Raw genomic sequence first — 17732 nt, forward strand, 5'->3', positions numbered from 1 at the left:
ATGGCAGCGGCTCCGTTCAAAACCCACTATTTCGAGGATCTCGCCGTCGGCATGTCGGAGACGATCCTGAAGACGGTGATGAACGAGGACGTGATCGGCTTTGCGACTCTTTCCGGCGATCACAACCCGATACACCTCTCCGAGCATTTCGCCCGTAAGACCCGTTTCGGCGAGCGCATCGCCCATGGGCTCTATACGGCGAGCCTGATCTCGGCAGTGCTCGGCATGTATCTGCCGGGGCCGGGCGCGGTCTATCTCAACCAGACCCTTAATTTCAAAGGCCCGGTGAAAATCGGTGATGTGGTGCGCGTGCATGTGGAAGTGGTGGAGCTGATCGAGCAGGGCCGCCGCTGCCGGCTCTATTGCGAGGCAAGCGTGGACGATAAGGTTGTCCTCGATGGCGAAGCGATCGTGATGGTGCCCTCGAAGGTCAAGAAGCCGCAGAAGGACGCGCGGGGATGAGAGATTGGCTGGAACAATTCGGCGCATCCTTCTCCCATAGGGAGAAGGTGGCTTGCGAAGCAAGGCGGATGAGGGGACTCGGAAACGTCGTTTGCTGGGCCGTTATCGAGTCTCGTCTCGCAGGCGTGTCCCCTCATCCGACCAACACATGTACTTGGGCTTGCACAAATACATCATTCTTAGTGATCAAATCGGGTACACTCGATTTGATTGTCGGCCACCTTCTCCCTATGGGAGAAAGGCGCGCGCGGCATCGCTTCTGAACCCATTTCATTCACAGCGACCCCATGCAGCATCCCTCCTTCATCATTGCCCATGACCCAGCCGCGCCGCCGCTCGGGCTCGCCGGCGCGGTCGTCGCCATCGGCAATTTCGACGGGGTGCACCGTGGTCACGCCGGCGTGCTCGCACGGGCAAAAGCCTTGGCGCAGAAGCTTGGGCGGCCTTGCGCGGTCCTGACGTTCGAACCGCATCCCGCCGACTATTTCGCCAAGCGCAGCGTGATCTTCCGCCTTACGACCTGGCAGGCCAAGGCGGAGGCCTTCGCGCGGCTCGGGCTTGAGGGCATGGTCGTTCTTTCCTTCGACGCCGATCTTGCCGGGCTCACCGCCGAGCATTTCGTCGAAGACGTGCTCGTCAAGCGGCTGCAAGTCTCAGCCGTTGTCGTCGGTTATGATTTTCATTTCGGTAAGGCGCGGCAAGGCTCGCCGGAATTCTTGCAAAACGCCGGTGTCCGTTACGGCTTTGCCGTGGAGGTCGTCGCGAAAATCGCGCAGGACGCGGCCGGATCGCTGGATGCCGTTTCCTCGACCGCGATCCGCGAGGCCTTGGTCGCCGGCGATGTTGCGGCGGCAGCACAATTGCTCGGCCACAATTGGTTTATAGAAGGCGAGGTGGTGCACGGACAAAAGCTTGGCCGTACACTCGGTATTCCCACCGCCAATATCGTGCTCGATCCGTCGTCCCATTTGCGGCACGGCATCTATGCCGTGCGGTGCACCGCGGACGACGTGACTTACAATGGTGTCGCCAGCTTCGGCCGCCGTCCCACGGTCGACAATGGCCCGCCGCTGCTGGAAGTTTTTGTCTTCGATTTTTCCGGCGACCTTTACGGCAAAGAGGTTGAGGTCGACTTCGTTGCGTGGCTACGCGGCGAGGAGAAATTCGACGGCTTAGACGCATTGAAGGCGCAGATGCAGCGTGACGTAGAGAAAGCACGAGAGATACTCGGCGCGTAGCGGCGCGGCATCATTGTTCGGCAGAGGAAAGGTGCAACGTGTGACGACGACAAAATTGATCCTGCTCGGCACCAAAGGCGGCCCGACGCCGTCACCGCTCCGCGCCCAGCCCGCCAATGTCGTCGTGATTGACGGAAAGCCTTATGTGATCGATTGCGGTAACGGCGTTGCGCTGCAACTCGTCAAGGCAGGTATCTCGCTTTCATCGCTTGGGAATATCTTTATCACGCATTTTCATTCGGATCACATCGCCGATCTCGGCGCTTTGCCTTTGGTAGCCTGGGCCTCGGGCTTGAACACACCTATCGATCTCTACGGCCCGCCGGGACTGAGCCGGATGATCGATCATTATGCCGACATGAACAAAGTCGACATCGATGTGCGGATCCACGAAGAGGGACGTCCGCCGTTCCGCGACCTCATTCGGACGCATGAATTCGAGGATGCGCGCCTTGTCATGCAGGACGAGCGCGTCCGTGTGACGGCGCTGCCGGTGGACCATTACACGTTGAAGCCGACCTTCGCCTTCCGCCTCGAAACGAAAGACCGGACGATCGTCTTCTCGGGCGACACGACCTACTTTCCGCCGCTTGCCGATTTTGCGAAAGGCGCGGATGTGCTTGTGCATGAAGTCATGTATCTGCCGGCGCTGGAGCGCCTGTTGAAAGCGGACAACGATGCGCCGGCCCTCATGGATCATCTCGTCAAGAGCCATACATCCACGACGCAGGTCGGCAAGATTGCCGCCGCCGCGGGCGTCAAGACGCTGGTGTTGAACCATTTCGTGCCGGGCGGCGATCCGTCGCTCAACGACGACATATGGATGGCAGATGTGCGCAAGGATTTCGGCGGCGAGATCCTTGTCGGCAAGGATCTGCAGGTGATCTAGCGGTTGGCTTTGGTTGGTATGACGGCCACAGGATCATCCCGCTCTTGATTCAGAGTGACCCTTCTCCCCGCGAGCGGGGAGAAGGGTGATGACCGTGTAGCCTTCATCCACCGCATTGCTTGATGACGCGCCTTACGCGCCGATCTTCAGCACCTTGCTCATCCGCAATTGCGCGGCCGTCGGCAGGTCGGTGCCGAGGAGGGGGCGTAGGTAGTGGTGAAAAGCGGCCGTCACGCCATTGTCTTCGGCGTTGATGAACTCGTCTTCCATGACCCGCGTCTTCGCGGCAACCGTCGTGAGCGGCACGAGCTGGTAATCGACCGCATAGTCGCCGATGCGCTTGATCGACACTGAGCCTTCCGCATGGCCCGAGAGCGCGAATTGTACCGCGCGTTCGCCCACCTCGCGCGCCTCGCGCTGATCGACGTCCGAAACGCAGCCGGCGAAAGAGCGTTGCAGATAGCCGAACGTATCGCCGCGCACGCGGCTGATGCCAAGCTTGCTCTTGATCTCCTCGCACAGCAGGTCGGCAAGCGCGCCAGTGCCGGACAATTGCACGTTGCCATGCGCATCGCGCTCGACGGTCTTCGCGAGTTTGGTCATGATCGCGTCGCCCTTCTCGTCGTGAATGCCTTCCGACACCGCAATGACGCAGCGGCCATATTTGCCGTAAACGGCTTTCACATCGGCGAGGAACTGATCGACCTTGAAGGTGCGCTCGGGCAGATAGATGAGATGCGGTCCGTCATGGGGCAAGCGCTTGGCAAGTGCCGAGGCGGCGGTCAAAAAGCCGGCGTGGCGGCCCATGATCACCGCGCAATAGACGCCGGGCAGCGATGCGTTATCGAGATTGGCGCCCATGAAGGCCTGGGCGACGAAGCGCGCCGCCGACGGGTAGCCGGGCGTGTGATCGTTGCCGACGAGATCATTGTCGATGGTTTTGGGAATATGCACGCAATGCAGCGGGTGGCCGGCCTTGCGCGCTTCTTCGGCGACGATGCGCACCGTGTCGGAAGAATCGTTGCCGCCGATGTAGAAGAAGCGGTCGATCGCATGGGCTTGCAGGACCTTGAGAATGTCCTGGCAATATTTCAGGTCCGGTTTGTCGCGGGTCGATCCGAGCGCCGAGGAGGGGGTTGCCGCGACCGCTTCGAGGTTGGCCTGGGTTTCCTGGCCGAGGTCGACGAAATCCTGATTGACAATGCCACGCACCCCATGCGCCGCGCCGTAAACGGCGGCGACATTGGCGTGTTTGCGCGCCTCCATCACCACACCGACAAGCGATTGGTTGATTACGGCGGTCGGGCCGCCGCCCTGCGCAACGAGGATTTTCGACGACGGCATGGGACCTCCCTATCTCATTCGATGTGTCAATCGGAGCCGGATATGACCCCAATGCGACGCCGACCGCAAGGGCCAAAAACGATGCGGGGCAACGCGCCGCATCGGCGTGAACGTTTATTGTGACAGGATCAAGAAAATGGGGTTGATCAAGCGCAGTGCGGCAGCTCCGTTATCGGTAGCAACCGTGAATCTTCGAGCGCCGCGGTGCGGTGGCCCAGGCCGGCAAGGTAGAGCGCATGGGTTGAAAAGCGCATGAAGGCGTCGACGCATGTTTGGCGGACGAGCATCGCCCGGTCCCAGCGTTCCTCGGTTGGGCCAATAAGGAATTGGCCGGCTTCGCCATAAAAGAGAATGTCGCCGCCGCTCTCGCGCAAGAAGGGTAGCGTATGCGCGACATAAAGATCGTAAGCCTCGGCACCGCTGATCGGCTTTGGCGGTTCGAGTTCCGGATGGGCCGAATAATCTGCGAGTGGGCGAAAGCGCAGCAGATTGAGCATCACCACGTCGCCGGCAATATCCCGCGCCAGAAAGGCGCGACCACTCTCCTGGGACGGTTGCAAGTAAGAGGTTTGTGACGCCGCAGGGGCGCCATCTCGCCAGGCTGGCGCGGCGAGCCGCTGTGCATAATCCTGAAAGTCGTTCGGCCAATTGGCGATATGGGCGGCGAATGTGATTTGGTCGGACGCAAAAAGCGCGCGGATCGCCTCTTCGAACCCGGGTAGATCGCCGCATGAAGCGGACATGAAATGATAAGCGGCCTCCTGTGCCTGCTTTGCCTGAGGCCGCGTGTTGCGACGCGCTTCCTCCACCAATCGGCGCAGGGTGACGGATGCGCCGCCGGGTCGCCCATTCAGCCAATCCCAGTGGCGCGGCAGTAAGGTCACCTCGCGGCCGATTACCCCGAGCTTCGGGCGGCCGGGGCCGCGCGGCTCGTCAGTGGACGGTTCCCGCCGCCGTTTGGCCACGGTCGCATTTTTGGCCTGCTGCGTCAGGCGGAACAGGATGTCGGCGGTCGAGCCGCGCAGGTCAAAATCCCGCGCTCGGCCGGTCGCGTCCTCGAAGATGAAAATCGGTTCGGGCTCACCGCGATCCAAAGCGGCTTTTACCGCCAAGAGGACATCGGCAAGAGGGCCAGCGGCGAGCAGGTGGGGGCCGGCAAACGCGGTGCTGGGTGCGACGAGCGGGTTGGTCTCGGTGGGATGATCTGAGCTCATGTATATTTTTACCAAGGCAAAATATTCATGTCAATTTTACCTGGATAAAATTGACATGTGCGTACACAATGGCTACCTCCTGGCTGGAACTGGCAGGCACGGAGATGATCATGACGGAAGCCAGACGCGCGGCCATCGCCGCCTATAAGAAACGTGAGAGCCCGGCGGGCATTTATGCTGTCCGATGCTCGGCAAGCGGCGAGGTCTGGGTCGGTCAAGCGCCCGATCTCGACAAAATCCGAAACCGGATCTGGTTCGAGTTGTGGCTCGGTACCCATTCGCGGACCGCGCTGCAGCGGGCCTGGCGCATCCACGGCGAGCACGCTTTGGTTTTTGATATATTGGAGCGGCTGGAAAGCCAGGAAAGCGCCTATCTCCGTGACGCGCTGCTCAAAAAGCGCGTGGCCTTTTGGCGGGCCAAGCTTGGCGCTCATCCGCTCTGAGACGGCGCAGGCCGTCTGGCCGGTGAAGCGGGCAAGGATCGTGGGCAAAAGCCCATTGTCCGCCCCGCCGACTTTTGTTAGAAGCGTGCCATGTTGAGCCGGACCCTCATTCGAATTATCAGCTCCCGCCGCGCTTGAGCCAGCCTCGCGCGGGATGGGGAGCTTTATGGGCTGGCATTCCTTCCTTCAAATATTGGCGTGCCTGGGCGGAATAAGCGGTTCCAGCGCGTCTTCCACATGGCGCATTCGACATGAACGACACTCCGCCGAAAGGCCCCGATTACTCGCAATCGCTCTACCTGCCGCAGACGAATTTTCCGATGCGCGCGGGGCTGCCCAAGAAAGAGCCGGAATTGCTGGCGCGCTGGAAGGAGATCGACCTTTACGGCCAGCTTCGCCGCGAAGGCGCAGGCCGACCGAAATTCGTGCTGCATGACGGCCCGCCCTATGCCAACGGCAATATCCATATCGGCCATGCGCTCAACAAGATCCTGAAGGATGTGGTGACGCGCTCGCAGCAGATGCTCGGCAAGGATTCCAATTACGTGCCGGGATGGGACTGCCACGGCCTGCCGATCGAATGGAAGATCGAGGAACAATATCGCGCCAAGGGCAAGAACAAGGACGATGTCGATGTCGTCGAGTTCCGCCAGGAATGCCGCGCCTTCGCCGAACATTGGGTCGATGTGCAGCGCGAGGAATTCAAGCGCCTTGGCGTCACAGGCGATTGGGACCATCCCTATCTCACCATGACCTTTGCCGCCGAAGCGCAGATCGCGCGCGAGATCATGAAATTCGCGGCCAATGGTCTGCTCTATCGCGGCTCGAAGCCGGTAATGTGGTCGGTGGTGGAGAAAACTGCGCTCGCCGAGGCGGAAATCGAATATGAGGACCACACCTCCGATATGATCTGGGCGGCCTTCCCTGTGCGCCGCGTCTCGGCCAATGCGGTCGAATTGGCGCGCAAGGCCGCGGAATTGTCGGGCGAAAATCCTGAAGACATCGAGGCGACCTGCGAGGCGTTCGACGAATTGAAGGCCGCGAGCATCGTGGCCTGGACGACGACGCCTTGGACGATTCCCGGCAACCGCGCCATCGCCTATTCGCCGCGCGTTGCCTATGGCCTTTATCGGGTGACCGAGGCGGCCGGCGACAATTGGGCCAAAGTTGGTGCGCTTTATGTGATCGCCGACAAGCTTGCCTCCGATGTGTTCAAGGCCGCGCGCGTCGAGCGGTTTGAGAAGGTGCGCAGCGTCGATCCGGAAGAGATCGAGGCCTGCGCCCATCCGCTCGCGGGCTTTGCCGACGGCTATCGCTTCGATGTGCCGCTGCTGCCCGGCGATCATGTCACCGACGATGCCGGTACGGGTTTCGTGCACACGGCGCCCAGCCACGGCCGCGAGGACTTCGATGTTTGGATGGCGTCCTCCCGCATCCTCCAGGAGCGCCGCATCGATACGCGCATTCCCTACACGGTCGACGAAAACGGCTTTTACACCGAGGATGCGCCGGGCTTTGTCGGCAAGCGCGTCCTGACCGACAAGGGCGAGAAGGGCGATGCCAATGACGCCGTGATCAAGGCGCTCATGGCGAACGGCCATCTTGTCGCGCGCGGGCGGCTCAAGCACCAATATCCGCATAGCTGGCGCTCGAAGAAGCCGGTGATCTTCCGCAATACGCCGCAATGGTTCATTGCGATGGACAAGCCCATCGCCAATATGCTCAGTCATTCTTCTGGCGCCGCGAATGGCGCAGGCGCCACACGCGGCAATGGCCGCACCTTGCGCGATACCGCCCTGGAAGCGATCACGGAGACGCGTTGGGTGCCGGCGAGCGGCGAGAATCGCATCAACGGCATGATCGAGAACCGGCCCGACTGGGTGATGTCGCGTCAGCGCGCCTGGGGCGTGCCGATCGCGATCTTCGTCAAAGAGGGGACGCACGAGGTGCTCATCGACGGGCGCGTGAACAAGCGCATTGCCGATGCCTTCGAGGCGGAAGGCGCCGATGCGTGGTTCAAGGACGATGCGGCGCAGCGCTTTCTGGCACCCGATTACGATCCCGCCGATTATGATATGGTGATGGACGTGCTCGACGTGTGGTTCGATTCCGGTTCGACCCATTCCTATGTGCTGGAAGATCCGGTGCATTTCCCCGGCCTTGCCGGCATCCACCGCAAGGTCGATGGCGGTGTCGATGAGGTGATGTATCTCGAAGGCTCGGACCAGCATCGTGGCTGGTTCCATTCCTCCTTGCTCGAATCGTGCGGCACGCGCGGCCGCGCTCCGTTCGACGTGGTGCTCACCCATGGCTTCGTGCTCGACGAGCAGGGCCGCAAGATGTCGAAATCGATCGGCAATGTGGTCGCACCGCAGGACATCATCAAGGACGCGGGCTCCGATATCCTGCGCCTGTGGGTTTGCGCGTCCGACTATTCGGACGACTTGCGCATCGGCAAGAACATCATGCAGACCTTCTCCGAAACCTATCGCAAATTGCGCAACACGATCCGCTGGATGCTTGGTGCTTTGTCGCATTTCGATCCGAAGGACAAAGTCGCCGTCAAGGAGATGCCCGAGCTCGAGCGCTTCATGCTGCATCGCCTGGCCGAGCTGAACGATGTCGTGCTCGAAGCCTATCAGCAATTCGATTACAAGAAGGTCGTTTCGTCGCTGTCCTATTTCATGACCAGCGATCTCTCGGCCTTCTATTTCGATATCCGCAAGGACACGCTGTATTGCGATGCGCCCTCCAGCGTCGCACGGCGCAGCGCGCTGACGGTGATCGATATGATCTGCGATGCGCTCCTGAAATGGCTGGCGCCGATCCTCGTGTTCACCTGCGACGAGGCATGGCTCGATTATGGCCGCGGCCGGTTCGACTCGGTGCATCTCGCGACTTTCCCGCAAGGCTTGGGCGATTTGCGCAACGATGTGCTGGCAGAGAAATGGCGGCTCGTGCGCCGGGTGCGCTCGGTCGTGACCGGCGCGCTCGAAATCGAGCGGGCGCAGAAGAATATCGGCTCGTCGCTCGAAGCGGCGCCGATCGTCCATATCGCCGATCCGTCCCTGCGGGCGGCGCTGGAAGCGGTCGATTTTGCCGATGTCTGCATCACCTCGGACATCACGATTGTTGCGGACGAAGGGCCGGCCGCCGCCTTCCGTTTGCCCGAGGTCGCCCAGGTGTCGGTCGAGCCGCGTCGCGCTGCGGGCAAGAAATGCGCCCGCTCTTGGCGCTATTCGCCGCTGGTCGGCAGCGATCCGGACTATCCGGACGTCACGCCGCGTGATGCGGCCGCGTTGCGTGAGTTGAAGGCCTTGGGACGCTGGGCGTGAGGGCGCGTCAATTCGGATTGATTGCGGCGTGCCTCGTGCTTGCCGCCGATCAGATCTCCAAGCACATGATCCTGCAGGGCGTCGATATTCCCGGCACGGTCGACATTTACGGGCCAGTGACCCCGGACGTGCGGGTCACGTCGTTCCTCGACATTGCCCTGCACTGGAACCACGGCATTTCCTACTCGCTCTTCACGGCCAATTCGGCGCTCGGCCGTCTGGCGCTGCTCGCCATGGCGGTCGGCGCCTGCCTCGCGCTCGGGATCTGGCTGATGCGCGTCAGGCGACCGCTGCTCGCGACGGGCCTCGGCCTCATCATCGGCGGGGCGCTCGGTAACGCCTATGACCGCTCCATCTACGGCGCCGTGGCCGATTTCCTGGCGCTGCACATCCCGAATACCGGGTTTTTGGGCAATTATGTCTTTAACCTTGCCGATGCCGGCATCGTTGCCGGTGTGGCCATTCTGCTATATGAGTCCTTTTTAGGTGAGGATAAGGCCGCTTAAGGGGCCTTGCGACGGGGCGCCGCCACCAAATTGCCGCGAAGTTCCGGCATGGAGCCCGGAAATTTAATTTTTGTCGGCCATTCTGGCGCGATGGGGAGTTCTGACGTGATGCGTAAGCATTTTTCAAGTCTTATGGCCGGTGCGGCCCTGATCGCGGGCGCCGCCGTGGTGGCGGTCTCGCTCTCGGCAACCCCCGCAGCGGCGATGGATGACGGTCAGGATACGTTGGTCAACTCCTTCATGGGCCTGATCAAACTCGATCCGACCGACGATTCGGATAAGCCGCAAATCGATTATCACGAGCGCGCGCCGCTCGTGCTGCCCCCGAAAATGGACCTCCCGCCGCCGCGCGCGGCACAGGCCAAGGCCACGAACTGGCCGCAGGATCCTGACGTGTTGAAGCACCAGCGCGCGATTGAAGCCGCCAAACAGCCTGGTGGCATCCGCACGAAGGACAAGCCGGAAATGTCCAAGCAGGAGTTGATGGCGAACCGGGCGGATCAGGCACCAGTCAAGCCTGGCGATGATTACTGCCGCAACCACGAGAATACGCATTGGTGCGTCTATGCCCGGCCGGAAGAATTGAGCAACAATCGTATTTCGGACGATAGTAATGTCGGCGTTGGCGTTGGCAGCGAACCTGCTCGCAGCGATCTGACCGATCCGCCGAAGGGCTATCGCACCGTGACCCAGAAAGTGAAGCCCGGCTTCGAGGCCCCGAAGAAAGACACGTCGTCCGATCCCAAGGCTTATTGGCGCGAGCAATCTGCCAACCAATATTAGGTCCTGACCTAGTTGCTGGGCGTTTCCTCCGGTACTGGGCGGAGGAAACGAATGTCGCCTGCCTGGTGTTTTTATCCGCCGCTCCCTATATGCTGCTGACCGTTCTCAAGAAGAGCCACGTGAATGGCTCTTTAAGGCCGTCAGGGAGTATTTGAGCAGCATGACCTCTTCCGCCTCATCGGCGCCGCCGCGCAGCCAATCACCGCACGATCAGGCCGGTAAAGGTGCGCCCGCCATTTCGAGCTTCTTCCTTGCCAACGGTATGCAGGTGGTGGTCATTCCCGATCACCGCGCGCCGGTTGCGACCCATATGGTGTGGTATCGCAACGGTTCGGCGGACGATCCGGCCGGCAAATCCGGCATCGCGCATTTTCTCGAACATCTGATGTTCAAGGGCACGGCGAAACACCCGATGGGCGAATTCTCCAATGTGGTCGCCGAGCTCGGCGGCCAGGAGAATGCGTTTACCTCCAACGATTACACAGCCTATTTCCAGCGCCTGCCGCGCGAGCATTTGAAGACGGCGATGGAATTCGAGGCCGACCGGATGACGGGCTTGGTGCTGACAGACGAAGTGGTGAACCCGGAGCGTGACGTCGTGCTCGAGGAACGTCGCATGCGCACGGACAGCGATCCGGGCGCGCAGTTGTCAGAGGCGGTCCAGGCGGCGCTGTTCGTGCATCATCCCTACGGCAAGCCGATCATCGGCTGGAATCATGAGATCGAGGGACTAAGCCGCGAGGACGCGCTTGCCTATTACCGCCGGTTCTACACGCCTGAAAACGCGATTCTGGTCATCGCCGGAGATGTCGGCGAAGCCGAAGTGCGTGAACTGGCCGAGGACACCTACGGCAGGATCGCGGCGCGCGGCGACGCGCCCAAACGCGCTCGTCCGCAGGAGCCGGAGCCGCGCGCGCATCGGCTGGTGACCTTGAATGACGAAAAGGTCGAACAACCCAATCAGCAGCGCATCTATCTCACACCTTCCTATGCCACGGCTGCATCCGGTGAGGCGGAGGCCCTGGAGGTGCTGGCGCATCTTCTGGGCGGCGGCCAGACGAGTCGGTTGTACAAGGCGCTGGTGCTCGATCAGAAGGTGGCCGTCGGAGCGGGGGCCTATTACATGGGCACGGCCCTCGACGCGACGCGCTTCTATCTCTATGCCACGCCGGCCCCCGGCGTGAGCCTTGCGACGCTCGACAAGGCGATGGACGACGCGCTCGCGGAGGCTGCCGAAACTGGCTTCGATCCCGCCGACATCACGCGCGCCAAGACGCGATTGGTTGCCGATGCAATCTATGCGCGAGACAATCAGGTCTCATTGGCGCAATGGTACGGTGCATCGCTCACCACCGGCCTGACTATTGACGATGTCCGGCAATGGACGGATCGGATCGATGCCGTGACGCCGGAGGCCGTACAGACGGCGCTGCAAAAATGGCTGGTAAAGAACCGTGCCGTCACGGGCCATTTGCTGCCGAAGGCGGCGTGAAGTCATTGACCCCTTCTCCCGCCGTGCGGAAGAAGGACGCAAATCAAAAACAATTTTAGGACTCTGCCATGTCGACCGTCACCCAATCCCTCGTCCGCTCGCGCGCCGAAACCGTGCAGATCGTGCGCTCGCCCGGCGGCATCGAGGCGTGGCTCGTGGAAGATTATGCCGTGCCGCTCGTCTCCCTCGAATTCGCCAGCAAGGGCGGGAGCAATCAGGACCCCGAAGGCAAAGCCGGCGCAGCAACGCTGACCGCCGGTCTGCTCGATGAAGGCGCGGGAGATCTCGATGCCGAAGCTTTCCAGCGCGCGCTCGACGACAAGGCGATCGAATTGTCCTTTGCCGCCGAACGAGATGTGGTGACGGGCCGGCTGCGCACGATGGTGCGCAATGTCGATGCGGCCTTCGAGATGTTGCGCCTTGCACTGCACGCGCCGCGCTTCGACGAGGCGGCCGTGGCGCGCGTGAAATCGCAGATGCAAGCCGGCATTCGTCGCGAGACCAACGATCCCGATGCCAATGCTGCAAAGGCGTTTCGCCAGGCGGCTTTTCCCGATCATCCGTACGGGCTGCCGCAGCGCGGCACGCTTGCAAGCGTTGAGGCGCTCACGCGGGACGATATCGTTGCGCTGCATAAGATTCTGTTCGCGCGCAAGGATTTGAAGATCGCCGTGGTCGGCGCGATCAATGCGCGGGATTTGAGCGCGCTTCTCGACCGCGTGTTCGCGCCGCTGCCGGCCGAGGCGCATCACCGCGTCCTTGCGCCGATCACGCTGCAGGGTCAGGGCACGCGGCAGCTTGTCGATCTCGACATTCCGCAAGCCACAATCCGTTTCGGTCTGCCGGGCATTGCGCGCCACGATCCCGATTATATTGCCGCAACCGTCGTCAATCATATTCTTGGTGGCGGCGTGTTTTCGGCTCGGCTGTTCAAGGAAGTGCGCGAAAAGCGCGGCCTTGCCTATTCGGTCCATTCCTCGCTGATGACGCAGGATTATACCGCCGCCCTCATGGGCGGCACATCGACGAAGAATGAGCGGGCTCTTGAATCGCTTTCCGTCATCGAGGAGGAAATCGCGAAGCTGGCCGCGGACGGGCCGGAGGCCGACGAATTGGAAAAGGCGCAGAAATTTCTCATCGGGTCCTATCCGCTGCGCTTCGACACGTCGACGAAAATCGCCGGCGCGCTGGTCCATATCATGCGCGATGGGTTCACCCCCGATTGGCTCGATGCACGCAATGTCGAAATCGGCCGCGTCACGTTGGCGGATGCAAAGCGTGTTGCCGAGCGCCTGTTCGGCAATCAGAAACTGCTCGTCGCCATTGCTGGCCGGCCAAGCGGCGTTTAGACCATGCCGGTCCGCCGCCTCGATCCGATCCTGGTCGACCGAATCGCGGCGGGCGAAGTAGTCGAACGCCCCGCGTCGGCCGTCAAGGAACTCGTCGAGAATGCGCTCGACGCGGGCGCGACGCGCATCGATGTGGTGGTGGAAGGCGGCGGCGCGAAGCTCATTCGCGTCATCGACGATGGGATCGGCATGAGCGCCGCGGATCTCGACCTTGCGGTCGAACGCCATGCGACCTCGAAACTGCCCGACGCCGATCTGACCAATATCGCGACTTTGGGCTTTCGTGGCGAGGCGCTGCCGAGCATCGGCTCGGTGGCACGGCTCGAGATTCACACGCGCGCGCACGGCGACACCGAGGGTCATCGCATCCTCGTCGATTGCGGCGTCAAACATGCGGTGGCGCCCGCGAGCCACACGCGCGGCACGCGCCTAGAAGTGCGCGAGCTTTTTGCCGCAACCCCGGCGCGGCTTAAATTCCTGAAAACCGAACGCGCCGAAGCGCAAGCGGTCGCGGATGTGGTGAAGCGTCTCGCCATGGCCCATCCTGACGTGCGCTTTTCGCTGCAGGGCGATCATCTTTCCGGGTTCGATTATGCCGCGTGCGGCAATAACGAAGCGGGGTTGCTGCAACGCCTCACCCAAGTTCTGGGGCGCGATTTTCATGACAATGCGCTGTGGCTCGACGCGGTGCGCGAAAATCTCGATTTGAGCGGCTATATCGGCCTGCCGACCTGGAACCGGGCTAATGCGCAGGCGCAATATCTCTTCGTCAACGGCCGCTCGGTGCGCGACAAATTGCTCAACGGTGTGGTCCGCGCGGCCTATGCCGATTATCTGAGCCACGACCGGCATCCGGTTGTCGTGCTGTTCCTGCGCTGCGATCCCCATTGGGTCGATGTCAACGTGCATCCGGCGAAAGCCGAGGTGCGTTTCCGCGACCCTGGCCTCGTGCGCGGTCTGCTTGTCGGTGCGATCAAGCAGACGCTTGGCGCGGCATTGCATCGTGTCGCGACGACCGGGGGCGCGAAAACGCTCGATACGCTCGCGCGGCGCAATGCCGGCGCCTTCGCGCATGCGCCGAAGAATCAGAATTGGGATTGGCGCGCCTCGCCCGCTGCACCGAGCCATGTTTCCGCTGCGCCGCAGGGATTTTCCGAACCGGTGCAAGCGGCCTTCATCGACGACATCGCCCCCCACGCCGATGTGCGCGCCCATGCGGCACCCCCTGAGCCAAGCGCGGTCGAAGCGCCGCTCGGCGCGGCGCGGGCGCAATTGCACGAGACCTATATCGTCACGCAGACGAGCGACGGCATTGTCATCGTCGATCAGCACGCGGCGCACGAGCGGCTCGTTTATGAGCGTATGAAGCGCCAGCGGGCGGCCCATGGCATCGAGCGGCAGGCTTTGCTCATTCCGGAGATTGTCGAACTCGATGCCGACGACGTCGACCGGCTCGTCGAAAACGCGCCTTCGCTCGAAGATCTCGGTCTCGCGCTCGACAGTTTCGGTCCCGGTGCGGTGGCGGTGCGCGAAGTGCCGAGCGTCTTGCGCGCCGGCAACATCCGCCAATTGGTGCGCGATGTCGCGCAGACGCTGCAGGAGGATGCGAGCCTCGCGCTGGAGCGGCGGCTCGATCACGTGCTCGCCACCATGGCCTGCCACAATTCCGTGCGGGCCGGCCGCCGCCTGCGGCCGGAAGAGATGAACGCGCTGCTGCGTGAAATGGAGGCAACGCCCGGCTCCGGCCAATGCAACCACGGCCGACCCACTTATGTGGAGTTGAAACTGAGCGACATCGAGCGGCTATTCGGGCGAAAGTAAGGAGTGGAAGGCCACGGTCCGTTCCGCGTTTCATCACTCTGTCATGCCGCGGCGCTAGCCCCTCTCGGTCGTTTATTTCGATCGAGGAGGCATGAATGCGTAAATTTATGGCCAGTCTTTTGCTCGGCACGTCGCTGGCGTGTGCTGCGGCTCCGGCGAATGCCAAGCCCTATGAACATGTGTTGCTGATTTCGGTCGACGGCCTGCATGCCGTGGATTTGGCCAATTACGTTGCCGCCCATCCGCAAGGCACGATGGCGGCTCTTCAGAAGACAGGTGTGTTCTACCCGAACGCCCTCACCACCAATCCGTCCGATTCCTTCCCCGGTTTCGTCGCGCAGGTGACCGGCGGCACGCCCGCTGTGACCGGCGTCTACTATGACGACTCGTTCGATCGCAGCTATTTCGCCGCGGATTCGAAATGTCAGGGCAATCCCGGCACTGAAGTTGATTTCGCCGAAAGCATCGACGTCGACGATACGCGCCTCGACGGCGGCGGCACACCTGGCAAGCCGATGACCCAGATCGATCCGGCCAAGCTGCCGCGCGTGCTGGTGAACGGCGAATGCAAGCCGGTGTTTCCGCATGAGTTCGTCCGCGTAAACAATGTGTTCGAGATCGTGCACGGCCACGGCGGGCGCACCGCCTGGAGCGACAAGCATCCGGCGTATGAATGGGTCGGCGGCCCGTCCGGCAAGGGGCTCGATGATTTTTATGCGCTGGAACAGGATTCGCTCATTCCCGGCACCAAAGTGAAAACCACCGGCAGCTTCAAGGCCGAGCGTGAGTTTGACGAGGCGCGCGTGAAGGCAGTGATCAATGAAATGAAGGGCTTCGACTCGACGGGCGCAGATAAGCAGCCGGTGCCGGCGCTGTTCGGCCTGAATTTCCAGGCAGTGAGCGTCGGGCAGAAATTGCCGAAAGCCGGGCCTGGCGACGATGCCGGCTTGATCGGCGGTTACGCAGATGCAGATGGCACGCCGAACAATGGGCTTGGCGTGCAGCTCGATTATGTCGATCATGCTTTGGGCGAATTGGTCGGCGCCTTGCGCGACAATAAGCTTGAAGATTCGACACTCATCGTCGTTGCGTCGAAACATGGCCAATCGCCGATCGATGCGTCGAAATTCCAGCCGACCGACGAGGATCCCTACACCAAAATTCCGGGCTATGCGTTCCATATCGCCGACGATGCCTCGTTGATCTGGCTGAAGCCGGAAGAGCGGGCAAAATCGCTGACCGCCGCGGCCGATTACCTGAAGGATCAAGGCAAGGCGCTCGGCATTGGCCAATTGCTGACCAGCAATCAGGTGGCGCTTGCCTATCAGGATCCCGCCAGCGATACGCGCGCACCCGATTTCATCGTGACGGTCAATCCCGGCGTCGTCTATACGGGGGGCAAGAAAATCGCCGAGCACGGCGGCAGCAATGCCAATGACCGCAACGTGGCGCTGCTCTTGAGCAATCCGTCGATCCAGCCGCGCACGATCACGGCGCTGGTGCAGACGACGCAAGTGGCGCCGACGATTCTGCAGGCTCTGGGCTATGACCCGAAGGAATTGCAGGCGGTGCAGAAGGAAGCGACACAGGCATTGCCGGGGGCGCCGTTCTGATACAGCGGCAGTATCCCTTCTCCCCGCGTGCGGGGAGAAGGTGGCATGCGAAGCATGACGGATGAGGGGCACACGGATGCCTCGTCATTGTCCCGCAGCGTCAGGCACAAATCTCGCAAGGCTGCGGCAGCCCCTCATCCGCCCCTGTGGGGCACCTTCTCCCCGTAAACGGGGAGAAGGGCTTAAAGCGACTTACTTGGTAAAGCCCAATTCCTTATTGGCCTTGATGACGTAGTCGTTGGTGTAGGTCTTGGCAAGATCGACCTCGCCCTTGATCTTGCCGGCCTTGGTGAGCACGTCGAGCACGGTCTTGGGGCCGTCCTCCGGCATCATGCCGTCGGGCAGGAACTGGTCCTTGTCCTTGGTCAGCGCGTCGATGTAATCCTGCTTGGTGATGAGCTGGTTGCTGACGAAGTCCTTCGGCATGTTGTCGGCAATGTCGGCGGCGCTGTGGGTCGCGATCCAGTGCATCGTCTCGACCATGGCGGTGACTACCCGCTGGGTCTCTTCGGGATGCTTTTCCACCCAATCGGCGCGCACGATGATCGAGGCGGTCGGCCAGGTGCCGCCGAGCCATTTCTTCGTGCCCTCGGTGGTCGCAAGGTCAAAGGCCGAATAGCCGATGCCCTTCTTCTCGATCGCCGTCACGGTCGGCTGCGTGGTCATGCCGCAGACGATCTGGCCGTGCTGCAGGCCGGCGATCAGCGTCGCCCCGGCGCCGACCCCGAGCCGGCTGAACTGGTCCGAGGTCACGTCGCTGCGCGCGGCGAGATAGAGGGTCAGCGCGTCGGTGCCCGAGCCGATGTCGGTCACGCCCACCGTCTTGCCCTTCCAATCCGCCGGCGTCTTGACGTTCGAATCCTTGGCGCACATTTCCCGCTCGCCCGGCGCGCCCGACAATTGGATGATGTCGACGACCTTCTTGCCCTTCAGCTGGAAGTCGATCGTGTGATTGTACCAGGCGCCGGCCATGTCGACCTGGCCCGAGATCATCGCGTCTTCCGCGCCGACCGCGTCGTTCTCCGTCGACAGTTCCATCTCGATGCCGTGCTTCTTGAAGAAGCCGAGGTTCTGCGCCAGCTGATAGGGCAGATAGATCTGCTTATCGATGCCGCCGACCATCATCGACACTTTGAGGTCCGCGGCCTGCGCCGCGCCCATCAGGCCGGTGCCAAGCGCGGCCACGGCCGCGGCGCCGAACAGCCAATTGCGAAAATCCTGTTTCATCTTTCTCGTTCCTCCA

14 protein-coding genes are annotated in these 17732 nt (G+C 61.8%); 11 read left to right on the forward strand and 3 right to left on the reverse strand.

Features of this window, described 5'->3' with window-relative positions; genetic code table 11:
* The 3 genes from V9T28_RS06310 to V9T28_RS06320 all read left to right on the forward strand — a co-directional run bounded on the left by V9T28_RS06310 (position 1) and on the right by V9T28_RS06320 (position 2589).
* Positions 1-462, forward strand: a complete 462-nt coding sequence (locus V9T28_RS06310) for a MaoC family dehydratase (protein WP_116402429.1) — start codon at positions 1-3, stop codon at positions 460-462.
* A 287-nt stretch (positions 463-749) separates the two neighbouring features.
* Positions 750-1700 carry a bifunctional riboflavin kinase/FAD synthetase gene (locus tag V9T28_RS06315; protein WP_116402430.1) on the forward strand — a complete coding sequence of 317 codons (951 nt, stop codon included), beginning with the start codon at positions 750-752 and terminating at the stop codon, positions 1698-1700.
* 40 nt (positions 1701-1740) lie between these two features.
* Positions 1741-2589: an MBL fold metallo-hydrolase gene (locus V9T28_RS06320; protein WP_199500258.1), complete on the forward strand. Its 849-nt coding sequence runs from the start codon at positions 1741-1743 to the stop codon at positions 2587-2589.
* A gap of 132 nt (positions 2590-2721) precedes the next feature.
* Here the strand turns inward: V9T28_RS06320 and V9T28_RS06325 are convergent, their stop codons facing one another.
* Both V9T28_RS06325 and V9T28_RS06330 read right to left on the reverse strand, forming a co-directional pair.
* Complete coding sequence (locus tag V9T28_RS06325; protein ID WP_116402432.1) at positions 2722-3933, reverse strand: 6-phosphofructokinase; 1212 nt, start codon at positions 3931-3933, stop codon at positions 2722-2724.
* Positions 3934-4079: 146 nt separating this feature from the next.
* Positions 4080-5147 carry a DUF2239 family protein gene (locus V9T28_RS06330; protein ID WP_339071833.1) on the reverse strand — a complete coding sequence of 356 codons (1068 nt, stop codon included), beginning with the start codon at positions 5145-5147 and terminating at the stop codon, positions 4080-4082.
* Positions 5148-5257: 110 nt separating this feature from the next.
* Here V9T28_RS06330 and V9T28_RS06335 point away from each other — a divergent pair, with 110 nt between their 5' ends.
* The 8 genes from V9T28_RS06335 to V9T28_RS06370 all read left to right on the forward strand — a co-directional run bounded on the left by V9T28_RS06335 (position 5258) and on the right by V9T28_RS06370 (position 16489).
* Positions 5258-5590: a GIY-YIG nuclease family protein gene (locus V9T28_RS06335; protein ID WP_116402457.1), complete on the forward strand. Its 333-nt coding sequence runs from the start codon at positions 5258-5260 to the stop codon at positions 5588-5590.
* A 251-nt stretch (positions 5591-5841) separates the two neighbouring features.
* Positions 5842-8925, forward strand: a complete 3084-nt coding sequence (gene ileS, locus V9T28_RS06340) for an isoleucine--tRNA ligase (RefSeq protein WP_116402433.1) — start codon at positions 5842-5844, stop codon at positions 8923-8925.
* Positions 8922-9431, forward strand: a complete 510-nt coding sequence (gene lspA / locus V9T28_RS06345; protein ID WP_116402434.1) for a signal peptidase II — start codon at positions 8922-8924, stop codon at positions 9429-9431. The genes ileS and lspA overlap by 4 nt, the downstream gene beginning before the upstream one ends.
* A gap of 108 nt (positions 9432-9539) precedes the next feature.
* The gene (locus tag V9T28_RS06350; RefSeq protein WP_147306512.1) at positions 9540-10214 is read left to right on the forward strand and encodes a hypothetical protein; all 675 of its coding nucleotides are present in this window, start codon (positions 9540-9542) and stop codon (positions 10212-10214) included.
* 160 nt (positions 10215-10374) lie between these two features.
* On the forward strand, positions 10375-11706 hold the full coding sequence (locus V9T28_RS06355; RefSeq protein ID WP_199500259.1) for a M16 family metallopeptidase: 1332 nt from the start codon (positions 10375-10377) through the stop codon (positions 11704-11706).
* 68 nt (positions 11707-11774) lie between these two features.
* Positions 11775-13055, forward strand: a complete 1281-nt coding sequence (locus V9T28_RS06360; RefSeq protein ID WP_116402437.1) for a M16 family metallopeptidase — start codon at positions 11775-11777, stop codon at positions 13053-13055.
* Positions 13056-13058: 3 nt separating this feature from the next.
* Positions 13059-14876: a DNA mismatch repair endonuclease MutL gene (gene mutL, locus V9T28_RS06365; RefSeq protein ID WP_116402438.1), complete on the forward strand. Its 1818-nt coding sequence runs from the start codon at positions 13059-13061 to the stop codon at positions 14874-14876.
* 95 nt (positions 14877-14971) lie between these two features.
* Positions 14972-16489 carry an alkaline phosphatase family protein gene (locus V9T28_RS06370; protein ID WP_245424215.1) on the forward strand — a complete coding sequence of 506 codons (1518 nt, stop codon included), beginning with the start codon at positions 14972-14974 and terminating at the stop codon, positions 16487-16489.
* Positions 16490-16681: 192 nt separating this feature from the next.
* Here the strand turns inward: V9T28_RS06370 and V9T28_RS06375 are convergent, their stop codons facing one another.
* Complete coding sequence (locus V9T28_RS06375) at positions 16682-17716, reverse strand: ABC transporter substrate-binding protein (RefSeq protein ID WP_339071834.1); 1035 nt, start codon at positions 17714-17716, stop codon at positions 16682-16684.
* Positions 17717-17732 lie beyond the last annotated feature (16 nt).

It is taken from the genome of Methylovirgula sp. 4M-Z18 (genome assembly GCF_037890675.1).
In the GTDB taxonomy this organism is placed as follows: Bacteria; Pseudomonadota; Alphaproteobacteria; order Rhizobiales; family Beijerinckiaceae; genus 4M-Z18.

Excerpts from the sequence above, each read along its gene's own strand:
- V9T28_RS06310 (WP_116402429.1), top strand. The coding sequence starts at position 1 with ATGGCAGCGGCTCCGTTCAAAACCCACTATTTCGAGGATCTCGCCGTC.
- V9T28_RS06315 (WP_116402430.1), top strand. The coding sequence starts at position 750 with ATGCAGCATCCCTCCTTCATCATTGCCCATGACCCAGCCGCGCCGCCG.
- V9T28_RS06325 (WP_116402432.1), bottom strand. The coding sequence starts at position 3,933 with ATGCCGTCGTCGAAAATCCTCGTTGCGCAGGGCGGCGGCCCGACCGCC.
- V9T28_RS06330 (WP_339071833.1), bottom strand. The coding sequence starts at position 5,147 with ATGAGCTCAGATCATCCCACCGAGACCAACCCGCTCGTCGCACCCAGC.
- V9T28_RS06335 (WP_116402457.1), top strand. The coding sequence starts at position 5,258 with ATGACGGAAGCCAGACGCGCGGCCATCGCCGCCTATAAGAAACGTGAG.
- ileS (WP_116402433.1), top strand. The coding sequence starts at position 5,842 with ATGAACGACACTCCGCCGAAAGGCCCCGATTACTCGCAATCGCTCTAC.
- V9T28_RS06350 (WP_147306512.1), top strand. The coding sequence starts at position 9,540 with ATGCGTAAGCATTTTTCAAGTCTTATGGCCGGTGCGGCCCTGATCGCG.
- V9T28_RS06355 (WP_199500259.1), top strand. The coding sequence starts at position 10,375 with ATGACCTCTTCCGCCTCATCGGCGCCGCCGCGCAGCCAATCACCGCAC.
- V9T28_RS06360 (WP_116402437.1), top strand. The coding sequence starts at position 11,775 with ATGTCGACCGTCACCCAATCCCTCGTCCGCTCGCGCGCCGAAACCGTG.
- mutL (WP_116402438.1), top strand. The coding sequence starts at position 13,059 with ATGCCGGTCCGCCGCCTCGATCCGATCCTGGTCGACCGAATCGCGGCG.
- V9T28_RS06370 (WP_245424215.1), top strand. The coding sequence starts at position 14,972 with ATGCGTAAATTTATGGCCAGTCTTTTGCTCGGCACGTCGCTGGCGTGT.
- V9T28_RS06375 (WP_339071834.1), bottom strand. The coding sequence starts at position 17,716 with ATGAAACAGGATTTTCGCAATTGGCTGTTCGGCGCCGCGGCCGTGGCC.